This is a genomic window from Patulibacter ginsengiterrae (genome assembly GCF_056269115.1).
In genome coordinates this window covers 156404-176333 of sequence record NZ_JBWDOG010000008.1, presented here as the reverse complement: position 1 = coordinate 176333, position 19930 = coordinate 156404, and the positions used below count along the sequence as shown (strand labels likewise).

The following is a 19930-nucleotide window of genomic DNA, read 5'->3' as shown; positions in this document are numbered from 1 at the left end:
TCGCGCTCAGCCGGCCCCGGCGACCGGCCAGGGACCGGTCGAATCGTCGTCGTCGTTGGTGTCCTGCAGCTGCGGCTCGTCCCAGGTCACGTCGAGCCAGAGCTCGCGACGGTCGACCGACGAGAGCCGGGCGATGTCGATCTCGCCGGTCGGATCGAACGGGACCAGCGCCGGCGGCAGCGGGGCTGGCTCGGTCGGATCGCGGATCGGCGGGGGCAGCGTGCCCTCCCGCGGGGAGGTCCGCTCGCCGCGATCGTCCCGCGTCGCCCCGCTCCCGCGCGGCGGGACGGCGCCCGTCCGCGGCTCCCGGGCGGTGTCGGTCTCGAGGTCGTGGCGGGCCGCCGCGCCGTCGAGCGCGGCCACCCCGTCGCGCGGGATCCGGACCTGGTGCCCGTCGGCGCGGCGGGGCATCGGCTCCGGCTCGTCCTCCTCGAACGTCGGCTCCTCCTCGTACTCGACGGGATCGTGCCGTTCGGGGCCGCCGACCTGCTCGGCCGGCCAGGCGACCGCCGCCGGATGCTCCCGGACCGCCCGCTCACGGTCCCAGTCCCGCTCCAGCTCGTCGGCGGTGTCGATCACGCCGTCGAGGATCTGCTCGGCGATCTCGACCAGGTCGCCGCGCAGGTGCCCGCAGACGCTGTCCCGGAGCACCGCCCGCAGGCACTCGGCCAGCTCGTCGATCCGTTCGGGGAGGTCGCGGTCGAGCCGCCGGCTGCCGGAGACGACCTCCTGCTCCTGGAGCGCCAGCCGGGCCAGCCGCCGCGCCAGCCGCGTGCGCTCGTCGCCGGTCGCGCAGAGCGCCGCCAGCCGCCCGGCGAGGCGGCCGCTGCGCGGTCCCTCCGGCTCCAGCAGCGCGCGCCCGGCCAGCAGCAGGTCGCTGAGCGACTCCTCCGGCCGGTCGCGATCCAGCGCCAGGGTCCAGCGGCGCAGCGCCCAGGCGACCTCGCCCCGCTCCGGCAGCCGCCGCGCGACGAGGTCGACGAAGCTCCGCAGGTCGGGCACGTCCTCGACGTCGAGCGACGCCAGGCCGCGCGCACCGAAGGTCCCGCCGAGCGCCATCGCCCGCCACGGTCCGCCGGCGGTCCGCAGCCAGACCAGCGGCCCGGCCGAGGGAGCCGCCCCCGGGAAGTGCAGCCGCAGCGCGGTGACCAGCCGCCGGGCGGCCTCCCGCGCGCGCCGCGGGGTCTCCGCCGAGCCCGGTCGTGCCGCCCAACGGAGGGTCGCGACCGCGTCGGCGAGCGTGCCGTCGGGTCCGGCCAGCGCCGCGTCGGGCACCTCGCCCCGCAGCGCTTCGGGGCGCTGCAGGGCGACGCCGCGGGTGATCGCGACCGTCGCCATCGCCGGCTCGACGCCGACCAGCGGGATCGCCACGACCGTCTCGGTCGCGTCGGCGGTGAGGACCGCGTCGAGCTCCGCGAAGGCGCGGTCGAAGTGCTCCTCGCGGATCACGAACTCGGGCGCGTCCTCGAACAGCCGTTCGAGGAACTGGCGGACGGCGAGCGCCGCGCGGTCGTGCGGGTCGGCCGGCGGCCGCGCGACCCCGCGGGCCTCGAGGTAGGCCTCGACGCCCCAGGCCGCGACCATCGTGTGGACGGCCTCCGCGACCGCCGGCAGCATCGCCAGCTCGGCCGCGTGCCGCTCGACGTAGAGCCCGACCATCGGCCGGTACGAGTAGAGCGTCGGCCCACCACGGGACCGCGAACGGCGGGCGTGCTCGAGCAATTCGAACGGCACCTCGTCGCCCGCTTCGACCCGTGCAGCGAGATCCCGGGCGGCGGCGAAGCCGGCCGAACGCAGGGCTGCGTGAAGCTGGGGGTGACGCATACGTACGCCTTCGCCGGGTCCGTGGGCGGTCCTCGGCGGTGAATGCGGTCGTGCAACGAGCGCGGAGGCTACGATGGAGAGGATGACCCCGACCGAGCAGACCACGCCCTGGCGGCGTCGCGCGGACGAGCGACTGACGGACGCCGGGTACCGCCGAGGCGGGGCCCGCACCACGTTGCTCGACCTGCTCGACCAGCAGCGCTGCGCCCGGACCGTGCTGGAGATCGAGGACGAGCTGCGCGCGAGCGACCGCGCGGTCGGCCGCGCCAGCATCTACCGCGTGCTCGACGAGCTCGAGCAGCTCCACCTCGTCCAGCGGATCGAGGTCGGCCAGGGGATCGCCCGCTACGAGCGGCTGGCCCCGGACCACCATCACCACCACCTCGTCTGCCAGCAGTGCGGGGCCGTCGTGCCGTTCACCGACGACGCGCTCGAGACCGCGATCCACCAGCTCAGCGAGGGCACGGGCTTCGAGATCACCGGTCACGACGTCGTCCTCCACGGCCGCTGCCCGGCCTGCCGCGCCAGCGAGGCTTGAGCCCGGCTCGACGGTTCTCGGCGGAACCAGGCTGAGCCCCCGCCACCGCGGCAGGTCCCTGCATCCGCGGGGCGAACGTCGCGGGGATGGTTGCCGCCTCTCGCTCGCCCCTGCGCACGCTCCTGACCAGCCGCGCCGGAAGGCTGCTGGTCGGTGCCGTCGCGGCCGTCGGGGTCCTGACGATCGTCGGGATCGTGGCGCTGTGGCCGACCGGCGACGGTCCGCGGGTTCCCGGGGCCGGCAAGACGACGGTGGCGGCGGAGGTCGTCAGTCTCCGCGAGGCGTCCTGCGGTGGCCCGACCGAGCAGGTCTGCCGCACCGCGAAGATCCGGGTCCAGGAGGGCCGCGACCGCGGCCAGCAGGTCGATCTGGTGCTCGGTCCGCCGGAGGTCAGCCCCGATCTCCGGCCGGGAGACCCGGTCCGGCTCCACGACCAGGCCGCCGACGCGCGGTCCCCGAACGCCGAGGACGGGCAGCCCGTCGGCGCCACGACCGGCGACGAGGCGGCGCCCGCCGCCCCGGGGCACGGCAGCTACGCCTTCGCCGGGCAGGACCGCCGGGCCCCGCTGATCTGGCTCGCCGTGCTGTTCGCGATCCTCGGCGCGGTCGTCGCCCGCGGCCGCGGACTGCTGGCGCTGCTGGGCACCGCCGGCAGCCTCGCGCTGCTGGTCCTCTGGCTGGTCCCGGCGATCCTCGACGGCCACTCGCCGGTGCTGGTGGCGCTGGTCGGCGGGCTGGCCGTGATGTTCGTGACCACCGGGCTGACCTACGGCATCACTACCCAGAGCCTGGCGGCCGTGACCGGGATCGGGCTCTCGCTGCTGGCCGCGGCGCTGCTCGGGCTGCTGTGGACGCACCTCGCCTCGCTCGACGGCAAGGACGGCGAGCTGGGGGCGTTCGCGCTCCAGAGCGGCGGCAGCCTGCCGCTCCAGGGGATCGTCCTGGCCGGGATGGTGATCGGCGCACTCGGGGTGCTGACCGACACCGTCGTCTCCCAGGTCTCGACGGTCGCCGCGCTCCACCGCAACAACCCGCGCCTGTCGACCCGGGCCCTCTACCGCGAGGCGTTCGTCGTCGGCCGCGACCACCTCTCGGCGACGATCCACACCCTCGTGCTCGCCTACGCCGGCGCGACCCTGCCGCTGCTGCTGGTCGCCTCGGCCAACGGCGTCTCGCTCGGCGACGCGATCAACGACCCGTCGTTGGCCGAGCCGATCGTCTCGACGCTCGTGGGCAGCGCGGCGCTGGTCGCGGCGGTGCCGCTCTCGACCCTGCTGGCCGCCCTGCTCGTCGGCCGCCTGCCGACCGCCGCGCTCGGCGACGGGCACCAGCACCATCACCACTAGGGCTCGCCGAGTGCGGGTCACCGTCGGCCGGTGACGCCGCGTTCCCGCGCCGGAGCCGTGGTCCCGGACGGAGCGGTCCGTCGGTGCCCTGGTCCGCTAGCCGACCGCGCGCACGTAGCGGCGGACCGACTCGTAGCGGTGGCCGGCGGACTTCGTCTCGACCGTCACCCGGCTGATCCCGCGTCCGCGGACCGGCACCCGCCCGCTGAACGCGCCGCGGCGCAGCTTCAGGGTCTTGCGCGAGGAGACCACGTAGCGGGTCCCCTGCTTGCGGCGGACGACGACGCTGACGTCCGGCACGCCGCGTCCGCCTCCGCGAACCTGGATCGTGCCGCCGCGACGGACCCGCCGGCTCGGCTGCCGCAGTGAGAGCCGCGGGTCGAGGCCGGCCGTGGCCGCCTTCGACGTGATCCCCGCCGCCCGCGCCCGCAGCGCGCTGGCCGCCCGCCAGACGATGTTGGTCGACCAGCCACCGTCGGCGTCGGTCTGCGTTCGCGTGAGCGGGACCCAGCGGCCGGTCGGGCTCTTCTTCTCGACCACCACGTCGATCTCGGCGGCGCCGTTGCCGCCGACGGTGAAGCGTCCGCTGACCGTCAGCTGGGCGCCGTAGGCGACGGCCGCCGACGGGACCGAGATCGTGAGCGCCTTCTTCGCGACAGGCGCCGAGGCCGGGACCGTGCCGACCCGCCCGCGGATCGCGTCGAGCTGACCGTAGAGCACCGTTCCCGGGCAGTCGGTCGCGCAGCCGTCCTGGTGGCCGCTGATCCGGTTGAGCGCGACCTCCTGCCCGCCCGGCCAGCGGTTGCCCGCGCCCCCGGAGGAGACCAGCGAGACCGTCCCGGAGCTGGGCGCGGCGTGCAGCGGCAGCTTCCAGCTGATCAGCGCGGCGACGGCGTTGATCGCGGCGTCGGGGGCCGGCTCGCCCGCGAAGGTGCCGATGATCGCGATCCCGGTCGAGACGCTGTTCCAGCCGACCGCCTGGGCGCCGATCACCGGCTGGTCGATTCCCCCGGCTCGTCCCTCGAAGACCTGGCCGTAGCGGTCGACGAGGAAGTTGTAGCCGATGTCGTTCCAGCCGTTCGACCGCATGTGGTACTCGGCGATCGCGCGGACGATCGCCGCGCTGCCCTCCGGCCCGTAGCCGTTGCCGTTGACCGTGTGGTGTACGAACGCGAGCTGGACCTGCCCCATCGAGGGACCGCTCTTCGGGTCCAGGCCACCCGCCCAGGCACTCCGGGGAATGATCGTCGGGGCCGTGACCCGCGGCGTCGCCTGCCCCGCGCTGCGGCTGCGGGCCCGTCCGTGCCCGAGCACGCCGCCGGTGGCGACCGCCCGCGCCGTCGCCCGCGCACCCTGCCGCTTGGTCCCGGAGGGGACCGCGACGAGGTCGAGCCGCAGGTCGCGGGACGGGCGGCGGCGGGCTCGCAGCTGGAGCTCGTCGGCGTCGCCGAACCAGACCGGATCGCTCATCGCCGCGCGGCGCCCGTCGGGGGCGTGGCCGTCGTGCGAGGAGAGCCCCTGCCAGCCGCTCCAGCGTCCGCCGCGGGTCCGGGCCCGGACCTCGATCCCGGCCCCGGCGAGGGTGGTGACCGGGGCGCCGAGCAGGTCGAAGCGGTGCGGGGCCCGCAGCGGGCCGACGACCGCGCCTGGGACGAGAGCGCTGCGACGGACGATCATCCGTCCCGGACGCGAGGCGGCGACCGCCCCGGCTGGTCCGGCGGTGGCGCCGAGCCAGGTCGCGGCGCCGACGGCGAGGCCCGCGCCGACCGCGCGGCGTCGGGTCAGCCTCCCGTCGAGGAACGAGTACAGCGAGGGTCGGCCGTCCCGGGCGCGCGACGGTCGCGACACGCTCGGACGGTCTTCGGGGCTCGGAACGGGGGCCATTGCTAGTCCCAACCGGGAACAGCACCCAGAGTTCCGGTCCCGGCCACGAATTGCAACCCGTGCAAGCCGTGGATCAGGCCAGGCGCCGGGCGCTCAGGCCGACGTCAGCACGTTGACGACGGCGGCCTCGGCGTCGCTCGTGCACGTGTCGGAGCCACCGAGCCAGCGGCGCCCGTACTCGCGCATGTCCTCGATGATCGGCAGCAGCGCGCGGCCCTTCTCCGTCAGCGCGTACTCGACGCGCGGCGGGACCTCGGGGAAGGTCTGGCGGGCGACGATGCCCTCTTCCTCGAGCCCGCGGAGGCGGAGCGAGAGCGTGCGCGGACTGATCCCGCTGAGCGACCGCTCCAGCTCGCAGAAGCGCGTGTTGCCCTCGGCCAGATCGCGGACCAGCAGCAGCGTCCACTTCCCGCAGACGATGTCGGCGGTGCGGCACACCGGGCAGGAGGGATCTACAGCCATACCCAACACTTTACCGAATGAAGCGCGCGGCTCCGACGAATCGACGCCGCGGGGTGCTCTGATCTCCCCGGAGCTCGACCGCCGGCAGCGTCACGGCCGGGCGAACAACCGTCCGGTCGTCGCCGTCGGCCGCCCTCCGGCCCGTTGCGGCGACGTCGGCCATCGAGGTCCCCTCACGGCCCTCCGCGCGCAGCCGCGGGTCGAGGTCGTGGGGCCGCGCGCGGACGGCGGGGCGGCGGGCCTCGCTCCACAACGCCTCGTCCGCGCAAACGCCTCCCCCACCAACGCCTCGCCCCGCCAACGACGAAGGGCGCCTCGCGGCGCCCTTCGGAGACCACGCGCGAGCCCGAGGACCCACGCGTGGATGAGAGGTGTTCGTGGACCGCGCAGGTCACCGCCGGGAAGCGCGAGCTGTACGGCCAGTAGTGCCGAGCGAGCTGCGTGCCGAGATGCGCCGGTATCCGCGCGCCTCGCGCCGCCCGCTAGGCGACGTCGCGGAGCTTCTGAGCCTCCGCGAGCGACTGCAGCTTCTTCAGCGACTGGTTCTCGATCTGGCGGATCCGCTCACGCGTGACGTTGAAGCGGTGGCCGACCTCGTCGAGCGTGCACGGCTTCTCGCCGCCGAGCCCGTAGCGCAGCTCCAACACGCGACGCTCGCGGTAGGAGAGGTTCTCCAGCGCCTCGCGGAGGTGCTCCTTGGTCAGGATCTCCGCCGCGCGCTCGTACGGGGACTCCGCACGCTCGTCGGCGATGAACTGACCGAACTCGGACTCCTCCTCGTCGCCGACCGGCTTCTCCAGCGAGACCGGGGCCTGGGCCGACCGCTTGATCGACTCGACCTCCTCGGGGTCGATGCCGGTGACCTCGGCGATCTCCTCCGGGGTGGGCTCACGACCGAGCTCCGTGACGAGCTTGCGCTCGGCGCGGCCGATCTTGTTGAGCTTCTCGACGACGTGGACCGGAATCCGGATCGTGCGGGCCTTGTCGGCCAGCGCGCGGGCGATCGCCTGGCGGATCCACCACGTGGCGTACGTGGAGAACTTGAAGCCCTTGCGGTAGTCGAACTTCTCCGCGGCACGGACCAGGCCGAGCGTCCCCTCCTGGATCAGGTCGAGGAACGGCAGGCCCTGGTTGCGGTAGTTCTTCGCGATCGAGACGACCAGGCGCAGGTTCGACTCGACCATCTTCTGCTTGGCGTCGAGGTCGCCGCGCTCGATCCGCTTGGCGAGATCGACTTCCTCGGCGGCGGTCAGCAGGCGGACCTTGCCGATGTCCTTGAGGAACAGCTGGAGGCTGTCCGTCGTCATGTCGGGGCGCAGGTCCAGCGGCGTGGCCACGCGCTTCTTGCGGGTCCGCTTGTCCGGCGCGCGCTCGACCTGCGTCGCCGAATGCGCCGGATCGATCTCGTCGACGAGCTCGATCTCGATCTTCTCGAGGTACGTGTTGAGCTCCTCGACGTCCGAGTCGTCGAAGTCCAGTTCGGCGATCGCCTTCTGAACCTCGGCGTGCGTCAGCACACCGAGCGTCTGGCCCCGGTGGACCAGCGTCTTGACCTCTTCGAGTTCCTGGAATTCAACTGCAGACATATATGAGGCGTCCCATCGGCGCTCCGTCGACCTTCGACGGGGCGGAAATGCATAAGAGAAGAGAGGAGCGCGCGTCGGCCGAATCAGTTGTCAGGCGCAAGCGGCCCAGGCTACCGACAGCGTTTCCACAGTCTACCACGCCGTGAGCGCTGCTTCCCGCGTGCGTAGCGCGAGTCGCAGGCCTCGGAGTGATGTCAGGGTTGAGTACACCGCCCGAGCCGAAAAGGTGCACTGCCTGGGCGGAAAATACCGCCGAAACGGGGCTCGTGTGCCCAATCGCACGCCCCAAGTGCACGATCGTGCGCGCCAGGTGCAGATTCCGGCCAAGTGCGCGACGATAGCCCGACGATGGCCGACGCTGATCAGGGCAAGGACCGGACCGACGAGGGCGGCGTCCTCGGCAACCTGCCGTCGACCCGGCCCCAGCGGCGGAGTCGACGGCGCACACCCAACGACGATGCGGCGGCGGGCTCCTCCCGCTCCGGCTCCGGGACCGCGAAGGCCGCAGCCCGGGGCACGACCGCGACCAAGGGCTCCTCGGCGGCCGCGAAGGCCGGCGGCGTCCGGAAGCCGACGGGCAGCGGCGCGTCCGGAACGGGCAAGGCGACGGCAGCGACGAAGGCCGGCGGCAGCGCGACCAAGGCCGGCGCACCCAAGGTCGGGGCCGTGCCGGCCGAGAGCACCCGCAGCTCGGCACCCAAGCGCGGCAGCGCCACCAAGACCGGCGCCCGGGCTGCGACCGGCGCCTCCCCCGCGACGCCGCCGAAGCGCGGCCCTGCGGCCCACGGCACCCGGCGGACCGCCGCCCCGACCGCGATCCCCCCCGTCCCGCCCGCACCGCGCTCCGGCTGGGCGACCCCGGCCCCGCCCGAGTCCGACGACGCCCGCGGCGGGCTCGACGTCGGGGCCATCGTCGGCGGCGCCGTGCGGACCGGCGAGCGGCTCGTACGCGGCGTGCTGCGCCGGATCACCCCGCGCTGAGCCCCACCCGGCCGCCAGGTCGTCGGACCGACCGAACGCTCGGTCCGACCCGTCCGCCCGTCACCACCGACGCCGTCCGGACCGACCCCGGAGGGCCGAGGACGCGCCGGAGTTCTGTGCCATACTTCCGGCCGCCGAGTTCGGGACGACCTGATCGTCTCGAAACGGGGGACCCACTGTGAGCGACCTGAGAAGGCTGCTTGCTGGGGCGAATCGGACCGGTTCAGGTCCGTAGCGCACTCGTTCCGCGCGAGCCCGACAGCTCACCTCGTAGGCGCAGAACGAGACCCATTGGATTCCGTGACCGCACTGAGCTTCGCGCGTCGCACTGCCGTCCTGACCGGCATGCTGACGTTGTTCGCCCTCCCTGCTGCCGCTTCTGCGGCCGAGGCCCCCGAGGGCAGTCCCGCCGTGACCGGCGGCGTCACCCCCGCGACGACGGCCGCGACCGACGCCGCGACCCCCGCTCCGGCCCTCGGCAGCCCCGCCCCCGCCCCGGCGATCGTCACCTCCGCCGAGCTGGGCGGCGCCGGCAGCTGGACCGCCTCCGGCTCGACCGCACTGGGTCGCCCCGTCAAGATCAGCGGCAGCTTCCGCTCCGCGCTCGCCGGCAAGGCGATCCGCGTCGAGCGCCGCAGCCCCGCCGGCAACTGGATGCGGGCGACCACCGGCCGGATCCGCTCCAACGGCCGCTTCGTCACCTACTGGCGGACCAGCTCGACCCGCTACCACGAGCTGCGGGTCGTGCTCGCCACCACCGCCGCGAGCAAGCCGCAGGCCTCCAGCACCCCCCAGGCGAGCACCCGCGTGACCGCCGACCAGGCCGGCACCGTCAACGTCGTCGTGCTCGGCCAGGCCAAGGCCACCTGGTACGGCCCCGGCTTCTACGGCCGCACGACGGCCTGCGGCCTCACCCTCCAGAAGAGCACCGTCGGCGTCGCCCACCGGACCCTGCCCTGCGGCACCCAGGTCGAGGTCCGGATGGGCGGCAAGCGCGCCGTCGTCCCGGTGATCGACCGCGGCCCGTTCGCCAACGGCGCCGCCTTCGACCTGACCAAGAACGTCGCCGACGAGATCGGCCTCGACGGGGTCGGCCAGGTCCAATTCGTCCAGCGCGACGACCTCGACCGGCTCGAGACGCCGGCCAAGGCCCCGGCGATCAACTAGTCGCGTCGGCGCGCTCGTTCCGGGCGCACCACGGGGTCCGCGGGTCGCCGCACCCGCCGCGGTGCCGCGGTGCCACAAGCGACTGATGCGGATATAGGGTCCTATAGGCGGTAAATCCGCATCAGTTCGGGGGCCCCGTCTCGAGGCGCCCCATCTCCGACCGCGCCCCGCCCCCGAGGGAGGCGCCCCGTCTCCGAGGCCCCCATCTCCGACGGCGCCCCCGTCTCGAGGCGCCCCCATCTCCGACGGCGCCCCCGTCTCGAGGCGCCCCCATCTCCGACGGGAGGGACCCATCCCCCAGGCGCCCCGTCTCGTCCGCCTAGTGCTCGTGATCCAGCGCGCGGAGCCGGCGGACCTCGTCGGCGGTCAGCGGACGACCGCGAGGGTCGACCATCGCCGGGTCGTTGGCCAGGTAGGCCGACTCGTTCTTCCGCCAGACCGCGATGTAGCGGTAGAACGGCACGATCGGGTGCAGGTGATGGACCAGGTGGTAGTTCTGGTAGAGCAGCAGCGGCGTCAGCAGCCGCTCCATCCCGATGATGTTGCGGGTCGTCCTGAAGCGGTCGGTCTTCGCCGTGTCGTGGAGCCCGTGGTGCGGGAGCCAGTCGAACGACCAGGCCAGCAGGAACAGCGCGATCCGCGACGGGACGAAGTAGAAGAGCAGCAGCTCGAGCCCGTGGCCGGTGGCGATCAGCGCGCCCAGGATCGCGAGCACGACGACCAGCGAGACCAGCGACTCGAGCTTCTCCGCCCGCGGGCGCGCGCCCAGGCGCGAGCCGTAGAACCGCAGGTACTGGAGGTCGATCGTCGCCCACCGCAGCGGCAGCAGCCAGCTCGGCCCGCCCTGCGTGTAGTGGTCGGGATCGGAGCCGTCGGTGTGGTTGGTGAACCGGTGGTGCTGCATGTGGATGAAGCGGAACACGCCGTGGCTGCCGATGAAGATGAAGAACGGCAGCGAGAGCCGGCCCAGCCAGCGGTTGATCGCCTGGTTCGACGAGGCGGCCGAGTGGCTCGCCTCGTGCGCGACCGTGAAGAAGACGAACGCCGCGATCCCGTTGAGGATCGTCGTCAGCGGCCACGGCCAGGCGTCGGCGACCCCGAGCGCGGTCGACGCCGCGTAGACGATCGCCGCCCCCGCGAAGAGGCCGACCGTCGGCCACGGCACGAGCGGGATCGGCTCCTCTGGACGCGGGATCGTGGTGATCCGGTCGGCGGTCGTGCTCATCGTCGTTCCCCGGTGCTCGTCGTGGACTGGCGGCAGCGACGATCGGCGTCCGCCCGAGACCGGTCGCCCGCGCTCACCGCGGCCCCTCGGCGCTGTTGATCGGGGCCGCGACGCCGAACAGCCGCGACAGGTGCTCCTTCAGCTGCACCCGCTCGACGTCGAGCTCGCCGCGGACGTAGCCGACCAGCAGCTCCATCGCCGCGCCGACCAGGGCCCGGGCCGTCAGCTCGGTGTCCAGCAGCGGCGGCGAGGCCTCGCCGAGGATCTTCCGCCCCGAGTCGCGCAGCAGGTCGCTGAGTCGCTGCAGCAGCTCGCGGCGCTGCTCCTCGAACTCCGCCCCGACCCCGACCGTCTCGACCAGCAGCACCCGGGCCCGCCGGGGATCGTCGACGAGCGCGTCGACGAAGGCCCCGAACGCCTCGCGGGCGACGACCTCGACGCTCCGATCGAGGTCCTGGAGGCCCGGGGTCATCGCCGCGATCGCGTCGTCGACGATCAGCTCGGCGAGCGCCAGCAGCAGCGCCTCGCGGTTGCCGAACGCCTCGTAGAAGTACCGTCGCGTCAGGCCCGCCTGGTCACAGACGTCCTGGACCGTCGATCCCGCATAGCCGGTCGTCCCGAAGACCTCGAGCCCGGCCTCGATGACCTGCTCGCGACGGCGGGCGACCCGCTCGTCGGCGGAGACCCCGCGCCAGGGGCGGGACGGGACGTCGGAGCGGAACGGTTCGGACCCAGCAGACATGACAGGGTGTCAACCTACAACTGGGTACGGGCCCGTGTCAACTGTTGCCGCCGGCACCCCGGCGCCCGAGCCGTCGGAACGACCTCCTCGGCGCCGGCCACCACGACTCGGGAGAACGGGATAGGTCCTAAGCTCCCTGGCCCGTTCGCCACCCCTGGGAGAGCATGACTACGACGCCCGACCGTACCCTCGCCATGGAGCTCGTCCGCACGACGGAGGCCGCCGCCCTGGCCGCCTCGCGTCTTGCCGGCCGCGGCGACAAGATCGCCGCCGACCAGCTTGCCGTCGACGGCATGCGCCACGTCCTCGAGACCGTCGCGATGGACGGCATCGTCGTGATCGGCGAAGGCGAGAAGGACGAGGCGCCGATGCTCTACAACGGCGAGCGCGTCGGCAACGGCGAGGGCCCCCAGGTCGACATCGCCGTCGACCCGCTCGAGGGCACGACGCTGACCGCCAAGGGCCAGCCGAACGCGCTGGCCGTGATCGCGATCGCGCCGCGCGGCTCGATGTTCGATCCCGGCCCCTGCGTCTACATGGAGAAGCTGGCCGGCGACCGCGACATCGCCGACCTGCTCGACCTCGACCGCTCGCTGACCGAGACCATCGGGCTCGTCGCCGAGCGGCGCAAGAAGGACATCAGCGAGGTCCTGACCGTCGTCCTCGACCGTCCCCGCCACGCCGAGCAGATCGACGCGATCCGCGAGGCCGGCGCCAAGGTCCGCCTGATCTCCGACGGCGACGTCGCGGGCTCGCTGCTGGCCGTGATGGACGAGTCCGCCGTCGACCTGCTGTGGGGCGTCGGTGGCACCCCGGAGGGCGTCATCTCCGCCGCCGCGATCAAGTGCCTCGGCGGCGCGATCGTCGGCCGCCTGCACCCACGCAACGACGAGGAGCGCCAGGCCGCGCTCGCCGCCGGCTACGACCTCGACCAGCAGCTGACCCAGGACACGCTGGTCAACGCCGACCAGTGCCTGTTCTCGGCCACCGGCGTGACCGACGGCGAGCTGCTGCAGGGCGTCCGCCGGACCCCGCGCGGCGGCGCGACGACCGAGTCGGTCGTGATGCGTGCCGGCTCCGACACCGTTCGCCGGGTCCTCGCCCGCCACCGCTTCGCGAAGCTCTCCGACATGCCGGGCTACGGCATCTCCTAGAGCGCCGCACCCGCCCGCCGCCGCTCGCCTGCGCGAGGCGGCGGGCCGCTACCCCGCGCTGGTCCGCTTGGCGTCGCCCGTCCGGACCGCCGCCGGGGACGGCTCCGGGACCGGGTTGTCCGCGGTCGGGATCGCCAGCAGCGCGTCCTCGGAGAGCGGCCCCTCGGCCTCCTCCTCGTCAGGGTGGACCCCGAAGCGGCCGATCACCGACTCCGCCAGGTTGGCCGTCGCCAGCGAGCGGATGAAGCCGTACGCCAGCAGCACGTGGTACCGCGACTGGGTCTGCTTGTAGACCCAGTAGGCGAGCCCCGACGACATCGTCGGATAGAACTGCGAGACCTCGAGCTCGACGTAGGCGCGGCTCAGTGGCCGCCCGTCGCCGGCGGTCCCGACCCCGTCGCGGCGGTGGACCTCGATCTCGAGGAAGCCGCGGTCGCGGCCCTTGCGGGAGACGAGCAGTCCGCGGCTGATCGGCCACCGGACCAGCCCCAGGGTGGTCCCGAACTCGTACTCCGGCTCGCTGAAGCCGAGCAGGCAGATCCGTCGCGAGACGAAGCAGACGTAGCGCCCGCGGTCGTCGTAGTGGACCCGCACGAGCCCGAGCGAGAACCGCTCCATGTAGCGCCAGTACGAGCGAGCCAGCCGCTCGAGGTGCATCGGGGTCCAGATCTCGTCGAGTCGCGCGGTCGGGGTCGTGATCGTCGCCGTCTGGATCGAGTAGACCGAGCCGGACTCCGCGTCGAGGCCGGTGTGATCGACCAGCCGCCCGATCCGTACGCCCTCGCGGGCGGCGTCGCGACGCAGCCGCACCCGCACCAGCCGGAGGGCGACGAACGAGGTCACCGCGACGACGCAGGCGATCAGCAGGGCGAAGGGCATCTGTCCGCTGATTCAACCAGCCGCGGTCGGCACGGCGTCCCGCCGACGGCCGGCCGAGATCCGCTCAGGCGCCGTCGAGCGCCTCGCGGACCGCCGCGTCGAAGCCGAGCGGCGCGTCGTTGACCGCGGGCGGCGGCGGCTCGGTCACCACCATCTCCGCCCGCAGGCCCTCGACCAGCGGCCGGACCAGCGGGTACTCGACCCCGCCGAAGATGCTGACCCAGAGCGACGAGAGCCGCGGGGTCATGAACGGGACCGGCAGCACCGGGCGCGGGCGGTGGCCGAGCGCGACCGCCACCCGGTCCATCATCTCCCGGTAGCTGAGCACGTCGGCCCCGCCCAGCTGGACCTCCGTCGGCGGCGCCGCCAGTCCGCTGAGGGCCGCGAGCGCCGCGGTCACGTCACGCGCCGCGATCGGCTGGCTGCGGGTCGTGACCCACGCCGGACCGACCATCACCGGCAGCCGTCGGACCAGGTTCCGGAGGATCACGAACGACTGGCTGTCGGCCCCGATCACCATCGCCGCGCGGGCGTGGATCGGCTCGGGCACGTGCGCCGCGAGGATCCGCGCGACCTCGACCCGGCTGCGGAGGTGGTGCGACTGCTCCGCCCGCGCCCCGCCGAGACCCCCGAGGTAGACCACCCGACGGACGCCGGCCCGCTCCGCCGCCGCCCCGAACGCGTGGGCCCCACGCCGGTCGAGCTGCTCGAAGTCGCCGTCGTTGCCCCGGCCCATCGCGTGGACCAGGTAGTAGGCGACGTCGACGCCCTCGAACGCCGCGTCGAGCCCCTTGCCCGCGAACACGTCGCCACCGACGACCTCGACCGCCGACGGCAGGTCGGCGGCGTCCGGCCGTCGGACCAGCGCCCGGACCGGGACCCCGGCCTCCAGCAACTCGGGCAGCAGCCGTCCCCCGATCGCGCCCGTCGCACCGGTCAGGAGGATCTTCGTCGGCGGAGCCCCGGCGCTCATCGCCTGACCGTACGCCCCCGTGTGGACAACGTCAGCGTCGGTCGCGCTTCACGGGCGTCCAACGAGGGGCGCTCGCAGATATGCGAACCTCGCGGCAATGGATCGCACGTCCCGGACCGCGGGAGTAGACGTCGGAGGCACCAAGGTCGCCGTCGGCCTGCTCGACGGCACCACCCTCTCCGGGTCCGCCCTGGAGCCGACCGCTGTCGCGAACCCGCGCGAACTGCTCGACCAGATCGCCCGTCTGGTAGCGGATCTCGGCCCGGTCGACGCCGTCGGCGTCGGCGTGCCCTCGGTCGTCCGGCTCTCGGACGGCACGGTCGAGAGCAGCACCAACATCGCCGCCTTCCACGACGTCGCGCTGCGCGACGCGCTCAGCGAGCGGATCGGGGTGCCGGTCCACGTCGACAACGACGCCAACCTCGCCGCGTTGTCGGAGGCCTGGGACGACGAGCTCCGGCTCAGCTACCAGTCGCTCGTCTGCATCACCGTCGGCACCGGGATCGGCGGCGGGGTCGTGCTCGGCGGCCATCCGCTGCACGGCTCGCGGACCTCCGCCGTCGAGCTCGGGCACCTGACGGTCGCCGCCGACCTGACCGACGGCGCCCCGCCCGCCGGCACCGCCCCGCTGCCGGGGTCGCTCGAGCACTGGGCCAGCGGCCGCGCGCTCGACCGGCTGGCCCGCGACCGCGGCTACGCCGACGGCCCCGCGATCACCGACGCCGCGTTGGCGGACGAGGCACCCGCCGTCGACGCCCTGCGGATCCTCGGTGAGCGGCTCGGCGTCGGGATCGCCGCCGTCGTCACCATCTTCGAACCGCAGGCCGTGGTCATCGGCGGCGGTGTCTCCCGTGCCGGCGAGCTGCTCGTCGGCCCCGCCCGCGAGGCCGCCCGCCGTCTGCTGCTGCCTGGCCTCGGCACCGAGACCGACATCCGCGTCGCCGAGCACGGCCCCCAGGCCGGCGTTCGTGGCGCCGCCCTACTCGCCCGACTCCAGGAGTCCACCCCCCGATGAGCGCTCCCCCCGAACTCCGTTGGCGTCTGAGCGACGAGCAGCGGTCGGCCGTCGACAGCCTGCTGGAACGTGCCCGCGAGGAGCGCGTGCCCGAACGGCTCTGGGAGCGCGACGACACCCTCTGGGGGCCCGCCGGACAGCCCGAGGTCGGGGACCGGCTCGGCTGGCTCGACGCCCCGTACCGCGGCCTCGAGCAGCAGATCGGGCTCGAGCAGCTGGCCGCGTCGGTCGCCGCCGACGGCTACACCGACGTCGTGCTCGTCGGGATGGGCGGCTCGTCGCTCGCCCCCGAGGTGATCTGGCAGGCGAGCGGGATCCGCAGCGACCGGCCACGGATGCGGATGCTCGACTCGACCGATCCCGACGCGATCGCCACGACCGACGCCGCGACCGATCCCGACCGCACGCTGATGCTGATCTCGACCAAGTCCGGCGGGACGCTCGAGACGATCTCGCTCTTCCGGCACTTCTGGGAGCGGCATCCGGACGGCGCCGCGTTCGTCGCCGTGACCGATCCCGGCTCCGAGCTCGAGAAGCTGGCCGAGCAGCACGGCTTCCGGGCGCTCTTCCACGGCGACCCGGAGATCGGCGGCCGCTACAGCGCGCTGTCGCCGTTCGGGACCGTCCCCGCCGCCCTGATCGGCGCCGACCTCGGGTCGCTGCTCCATGGGGGCGTCGCCGCGCTCGACGGCTCCCGCAAGCCGGTCGACGAGAACGCCTCCGTCCGACTGGGGGTCGCGATCGCCGCCCTCGCCGCGGGCGGCCGCGACAAGCTGACCCTGCGCGTCCAGGATCCCCGCTTGGCGCACTTCGGGCTCTGGCTGGAGCAGCTGGTCGCCGAGTCGACCGGCAAGCACGGCCGCGGGGTCCTGCCGGTCGTCACCGACCCGGCCGCCGCCGAGGTCGGGCGCCCGATCACCGGCAGCGACCGCCAGCTGCTGGTCCTCCGCGGACCGGACGCCGACGACGAGCTCGACCGCGAGCTCGACGAGGCCGCAGCGGCCGGCGTGCCGGTGCTCGAGCTGGTCGTCGACAGCACGCGCGGAGCGGCCCCCGCGCTCGGGGCGGCCTTCGCCGCGACCGAGGTCGCCGTCGCCGTCACCGGCTGGGGATTCGGGATCAACCCGTTCGACCAGCCCGACGTCCAAGCCGCCAAGGACGCGACCCAGGCCGTGCTCACCGAGGTCGCCGAGGGGGCGTCGATCCCGGCCGCCCCCGAGGCTGATCCGGAGGCGATCCGCGAGTTCGTCGCCGGGCTCGCCGCGCCGGGCTACCTGGCGATCCTCGCCTACCTGCCGCCGAGCGCGGTCGCCGCCGCCGCGGTCGGCCGGCTGCGGACGGCGCTCGGCCGCGAGACCGACGCCGCGATCACGACCGGCTTCGGTCCGCGCTACCTCCACTCGACCGGCCAGCTCCACAAGGGCGGCCCCGTCGAGGGCCGCTACCTGCTGCTGGAGCACGATCCGCGGGCGACCCGCGCGATCCCGCCGGACGCCGACGGCAACCCCTTCGTGACGCCGTCGTTCACCACCCTCTTCCACGCCCAGTCGCAGGGCGACCTCCACACGCTGACGGCCCACGGGCGACCGGCGCTGCGGTTGAGCCTCGGCAGCGACTGGCTCGAGGGCATCGACGCCCTCGTCTCCTCGATCGAGAAGGACTCCTAATGCAGATCGCGTTCGTCGGACTCGGCAAGATGGGCGGGAACATGGTCCGCCGCCTGCGGGGCGCCGGCCACGACGTCGTCGCCTACGACCATGACGACGCGCTCGCCCGCAGCCTCGGCGAGGAGACCGGCGCGCGTCCGGTCGGCTCGCTGGAGGAGCTGGTCGCGGCGCTCGACGCCCCCCGTCACGTGTGGGTGATGGTCCCCCACGGCGACCCGACCGCCTCGACGGTCGAGGCGCTGGCCGGCCTGCTCGAGGCCGGCGACGTGATCGTCGACGGTGGCAACAGCCGCTGGACCGACGACACGATCCGGGCGGAGGCGCTCGCGTCGTCGGGGATCCACTACCTCGACGTCGGGACCTCCGGCGGGGTCTGGGGCCTCGACGTCGGCTACTGCATGATGGTCGGCGGCCCCGCCGAGGCGGTCGCGACGCTCGCCCCCGTGCTCGACGACCTCGCCCCGGAGACGGCCGAGGAGTCGCGCGCCGTGCTCGGCGACCGTGGCTGGGCCCACGTCGGCGCGTCCGGCTCCGGCCACTTCGTGAAGATGGTCCACAACGGCATCGAGTACGGCGTGATGCAGGCCTTCGCGGAGGGCTACACGCTGCTCCACAAGAACGATCCGGACCTCGACCTGGCCAAGGTCGCCCACCTCTGGGAGCAGGGCTCGGTCGTCCGCTCGTGGCTCAACGCGCTCGCCGCCCGGGCCTTCGAGCAGGAGGGCACCGGCCTCGACGCGCTGCAGCCGTGGGTCGACGACTCCGGCGAGGGCCGCTGGACGATCGAGGCCGCGATCGACCAGAGCGTGCCCGTCCCGGCGATCACCGCCGCGCTCTACGCCCGTTTCGGCTCCCGTGGCGAGGACGAGTACGCCAGCAAGGTGCTCGCCGCCCTCCGCAACCAATTCGGCGGCCATGCCGTCAAGCGCGCCGACTGATCCCGTCCCGAGAGCCAGCCCCATGAGCCCGCATGACCTGCACGACGAAGATCCGCTCGGCGGGGGGCTCGATCAGCTTCCGCCGCCGTCCTCGACGCTGGTGATCTTCGGCGCCACCGGCGACCTCGCACGGCGCAAGCTGCTGCCAGCGCTCTACAACCTTGCCCACGAGGGCTCGCTGCCCGAGCGGTTCTTCCTCGTCGGCGTCTCGCGCGGGGAGCTCTCCTCCGACGAGTACCGCGACCAGGTCCGGCAGGCGATCGTGCGCTTCTCGCGCCGGACGCCCGACCCGACGGTGCTCGCGGCGCTGCTGGAGAACGTCAGCTATGTCAGCGGCGGCTTCGAGGACGACGGGGCCTACGTCGCGCTCGTCGACCACCTCGCCGCGCTCGACGAGACCGCCGGCCAGCCGCTCAACCGGGCGTTCTACCTCTCGACCTCGCCGCGCTTCTTCGGCACGATCGTCGAGCAGCTCGGCAACCACGGGCTGACCCACCATGAGCACGTCGACACACGCGTCATCATCGAGAAGCCGTTCGGCACCACCCGCGACGAGGCCCTGGAGCTGAACCGCCGGATCCTCGAGGTCCTGAGCGAGGACCAGATCTTCCGGATCGACCACTACCTCGGCAAGGAGACGGTCCAGAACCTGCTGGCGCTGCGGTTCGCCAACGGGCTCTTCGAACCGCTCTGGAACCGCAACCACATCGCCTCGGTCCAGATCACCGCGGGCGAGGCGGTCGGGCTCGAGGGGCGGGCCGGCTACTACGACACCGCCGGCGCGCTCCGCGACCTGGTCCAGAACCACCTCCTCCAGCTGCTCTGCATCCTCGCGATGGAGCCGCCGACGGCGTTCGCGGCCGACGACATCCGGACGGAGAAGGTCAAGGTCCTGCGCGCGATCGACCCGATCGACCCGTCGCGAGTCGACGAGGTCGCCGTCCGCGGGCGCTACGGCCCCGGCGCGGTCGGCGGCCACGAGGTCGTCGGCTACACCGACGAGCCGGACGTGCCCGCCGACTCGACGACCGAGACCTTCGCCGCCCTCCGGCTGCAGGTCGACACCTGGCGCTGGGCCGGGGTCCCGTTCTACATCCGCACCGGCAAGCGCGTCTCGCGCAAGCTGACCGAGATCGCCGTCACCCTGCGGCCGGTCCCGCACATGGCGTTCCAGGGCAGCGGCAGCGTCGAGCCGAACCAGATCGTGTTCTCGATCCAGCCCGACGAGCACGTCTCGATCAAGCTCGCGGCGAAGGTCCCCGGCAGCGGCATGCACCTCCGGCCGGTGACGATGGACTTCTCCTACGGGACGGCGTTCCTCTCGACCTCGCCCGAGGCCTACGAGCGGCTGATCACCGACGCGCTCCGCGGCGACGCGATGCTCTTCACCCGCGCCGACGAGGTCGAGGCCCAGTGGGCGGTGATGGACCCGATCCTGACCGCCTGGGGCTCCTCCCCCTCGCCACCGGACGAGTACCCGGCCGGCAGCGACGGTCCCAAGACCCAGCGACGGATCCTGCTGCCGGGCGACCGCTGGCGGTCGATCTGA

General features: G+C 73.6%; 17 protein-coding genes and 1 riboswitch. Of the genes, 9 read left to right on the top strand and 8 right to left on the bottom strand.

Annotated elements, in window-relative coordinates:
* Nucleotides 1-6 precede the first annotated feature (6 nt).
* On the bottom strand, nt 7-1734 hold the full coding sequence (locus ACVUH9_RS13105) for a hypothetical protein (RefSeq protein ID WP_475757584.1): 1728 nt from the start codon (nt 1732-1734) through the stop codon (nt 7-9).
* A 172-nt stretch (nt 1735-1906) separates the two neighbouring features.
* Between ACVUH9_RS13105 and ACVUH9_RS13100 the strand changes: the two genes are divergently transcribed.
* Nucleotides 1907-2362, top strand: coding sequence for a Fur family transcriptional regulator (locus ACVUH9_RS13100; protein ID WP_475757582.1), 456 nt, complete (start codon nt 1907-1909; stop codon nt 2360-2362).
* 86 nt (nt 2363-2448) lie between these two features.
* Nucleotides 2449-3708, top strand: coding sequence for a YibE/F family protein (locus ACVUH9_RS13095; protein ID WP_475757580.1), 1260 nt, complete (start codon nt 2449-2451; stop codon nt 3706-3708).
* A 96-nt stretch (nt 3709-3804) separates the two neighbouring features.
* Here the strand turns inward: ACVUH9_RS13095 and ACVUH9_RS13090 are convergent, their stop codons facing one another.
* The 3 genes from ACVUH9_RS13090 to ACVUH9_RS13080 form a co-directional block, all read right to left on the bottom strand.
* Nucleotides 3805-5556 (bottom strand): N-acetylmuramoyl-L-alanine amidase, encoded by a 1752-nt coding sequence (locus ACVUH9_RS13090; RefSeq protein ID WP_475757578.1) that lies wholly within the window; start codon nt 5554-5556, stop codon nt 3805-3807.
* A gap of 129 nt (nt 5557-5685) precedes the next feature.
* A complete protein-coding gene (locus ACVUH9_RS13085; RefSeq protein ID WP_475757576.1) occupies nt 5686-6054 on the bottom strand; it encodes a winged helix-turn-helix transcriptional regulator in 369 nt (122 codons plus the stop codon).
* Between the two features lie 482 nt (nt 6055-6536).
* Entirely contained in the window at nt 6537-7640 is a 1104-nt protein-coding gene (locus ACVUH9_RS13080) for a sigma-70 family RNA polymerase sigma factor (protein WP_475757574.1), read from the bottom strand.
* Between the two features lie 348 nt (nt 7641-7988).
* Here ACVUH9_RS13080 and ACVUH9_RS13075 point away from each other — a divergent pair, with 348 nt between their 5' ends.
* Together ACVUH9_RS13075 and ACVUH9_RS13070 are read left to right on the top strand one after the other, a co-directional pair.
* Nucleotides 7989-8621: a hypothetical protein gene (locus ACVUH9_RS13075; protein WP_475757571.1), complete on the top strand. Its 633-nt coding sequence runs from the start codon at nt 7989-7991 to the stop codon at nt 8619-8621.
* A 122-nt stretch (nt 8622-8743) separates the two neighbouring features.
* Nucleotides 8744-8912: riboswitch (cyclic di-AMP (ydaO/yuaA leader) on the top strand.
* Between the two features lie 9 nt (nt 8913-8921).
* Nucleotides 8922-9788, top strand: coding sequence for a septal ring lytic transglycosylase RlpA family protein (locus tag ACVUH9_RS13070; protein ID WP_475757569.1), 867 nt, complete (start codon nt 8922-8924; stop codon nt 9786-9788).
* Nucleotides 9789-10107: 319 nt separating this feature from the next.
* Here ACVUH9_RS13070 and ACVUH9_RS13065 read toward each other — a convergent pair whose 3' ends face one another.
* On the bottom strand, nt 10108-11013 hold the full coding sequence (locus ACVUH9_RS13065; protein WP_475757567.1) for a fatty acid desaturase: 906 nt from the start codon (nt 11011-11013) through the stop codon (nt 10108-10110).
* A gap of 73 nt (nt 11014-11086) precedes the next feature.
* A complete protein-coding gene (locus tag ACVUH9_RS13060) occupies nt 11087-11755 on the bottom strand; it encodes a TetR/AcrR family transcriptional regulator (protein ID WP_475757565.1) in 669 nt (222 codons plus the stop codon).
* Nucleotides 11756-11919: 164 nt separating this feature from the next.
* On the opposite strand from ACVUH9_RS13060, the gene glpX reads away from it, so the two are divergent.
* Nucleotides 11920-12909 (top strand): class II fructose-bisphosphatase, encoded by a 990-nt coding sequence (glpX, locus tag ACVUH9_RS13055; RefSeq protein ID WP_475757563.1) that lies wholly within the window; start codon nt 11920-11922, stop codon nt 12907-12909.
* Between the two features lie 48 nt (nt 12910-12957).
* Here glpX and ACVUH9_RS13050 read toward each other — a convergent pair whose 3' ends face one another.
* Both ACVUH9_RS13050 and ACVUH9_RS13045 read right to left on the bottom strand, forming a co-directional pair.
* Entirely contained in the window at nt 12958-13788 is an 831-nt protein-coding gene (locus ACVUH9_RS13050; RefSeq protein WP_475757561.1) for a hypothetical protein, read from the bottom strand.
* Between the two features lie 64 nt (nt 13789-13852).
* Nucleotides 13853-14761 carry an NAD(P)H-binding protein gene (locus ACVUH9_RS13045; RefSeq protein ID WP_475757559.1) on the bottom strand — a complete coding sequence of 303 codons (909 nt, stop codon included), beginning with the start codon at nt 14759-14761 and terminating at the stop codon, nt 13853-13855.
* A gap of 97 nt (nt 14762-14858) precedes the next feature.
* On the opposite strand from ACVUH9_RS13045, the gene ACVUH9_RS13040 reads away from it, so the two are divergent.
* The 4 genes from ACVUH9_RS13040 to zwf are packed head-to-tail and all read left to right on the top strand — an operon-like array spanning nt 14859 to nt 19930.
* A complete protein-coding gene (locus ACVUH9_RS13040) occupies nt 14859-15776 on the top strand; it encodes an ROK family protein (protein WP_475757557.1) in 918 nt (305 codons plus the stop codon).
* On the top strand, nt 15773-17443 hold the full coding sequence (locus ACVUH9_RS13035) for a glucose-6-phosphate isomerase (protein ID WP_475757556.1): 1671 nt from the start codon (nt 15773-15775) through the stop codon (nt 17441-17443). Before ACVUH9_RS13040 ends, ACVUH9_RS13035 begins: the two co-directional genes overlap by 4 nt.
* A complete protein-coding gene (gnd, locus tag ACVUH9_RS13030; RefSeq protein ID WP_475757554.1) occupies nt 17443-18381 on the top strand; it encodes a phosphogluconate dehydrogenase (NAD(+)-dependent, decarboxylating) in 939 nt (312 codons plus the stop codon). The genes ACVUH9_RS13035 and gnd overlap by 1 nt, the downstream gene beginning before the upstream one ends.
* A gap of 22 nt (nt 18382-18403) precedes the next feature.
* On the top strand, nt 18404-19930 hold the full coding sequence (zwf, locus tag ACVUH9_RS13025) for a glucose-6-phosphate dehydrogenase (protein ID WP_475757552.1): 1527 nt from the start codon (nt 18404-18406) through the stop codon (nt 19928-19930).

Bases quoted from the DNA above. Each gene is read 5' to 3' on its own strand.
- ACVUH9_RS13095 (WP_475757580.1), top strand. From the start codon at position 2,449: ATGGTTGCCGCCTCTCGCTCGCCCCTGCGCACGCTCCTGACCAGCCGC.
- ACVUH9_RS13050 (WP_475757561.1), bottom strand. From the start codon at position 13,788: ATGCCCTTCGCCCTGCTGATCGCCTGCGTCGTCGCGGTGACCTCGTTC.
- glpX (WP_475757563.1), top strand. From the start codon at position 11,920: ATGACTACGACGCCCGACCGTACCCTCGCCATGGAGCTCGTCCGCACG.
- ACVUH9_RS13075 (WP_475757571.1), top strand. From the start codon at position 7,989: ATGGCCGACGCTGATCAGGGCAAGGACCGGACCGACGAGGGCGGCGTC.
- ACVUH9_RS13100 (WP_475757582.1), top strand. From the start codon at position 1,907: ATGACCCCGACCGAGCAGACCACGCCCTGGCGGCGTCGCGCGGACGAG.
- ACVUH9_RS13045 (WP_475757559.1), bottom strand. From the start codon at position 14,761: ATGAGCGCCGGGGCTCCGCCGACGAAGATCCTCCTGACCGGTGCGACG.
- ACVUH9_RS13080 (WP_475757574.1), bottom strand. From the start codon at position 7,640: ATGTCTGCAGTTGAATTCCAGGAACTCGAAGAGGTCAAGACGCTGGTC.
- ACVUH9_RS13065 (WP_475757567.1), bottom strand. From the start codon at position 11,013: ATGAGCACGACCGCCGACCGGATCACCACGATCCCGCGTCCAGAGGAG.
- ACVUH9_RS13040 (WP_475757557.1), top strand. From the start codon at position 14,859: ATGGATCGCACGTCCCGGACCGCGGGAGTAGACGTCGGAGGCACCAAG.
- ACVUH9_RS13085 (WP_475757576.1), bottom strand. From the start codon at position 6,054: ATGGCTGTAGATCCCTCCTGCCCGGTGTGCCGCACCGCCGACATCGTC.
- zwf (WP_475757552.1), top strand. From the start codon at position 18,404: ATGAGCCCGCATGACCTGCACGACGAAGATCCGCTCGGCGGGGGGCTC.
- gnd (WP_475757554.1), top strand. From the start codon at position 17,443: ATGCAGATCGCGTTCGTCGGACTCGGCAAGATGGGCGGGAACATGGTC.
- ACVUH9_RS13060 (WP_475757565.1), bottom strand. From the start codon at position 11,755: ATGTCTGCTGGGTCCGAACCGTTCCGCTCCGACGTCCCGTCCCGCCCC.
- ACVUH9_RS13035 (WP_475757556.1), top strand. From the start codon at position 15,773: ATGAGCGCTCCCCCCGAACTCCGTTGGCGTCTGAGCGACGAGCAGCGG.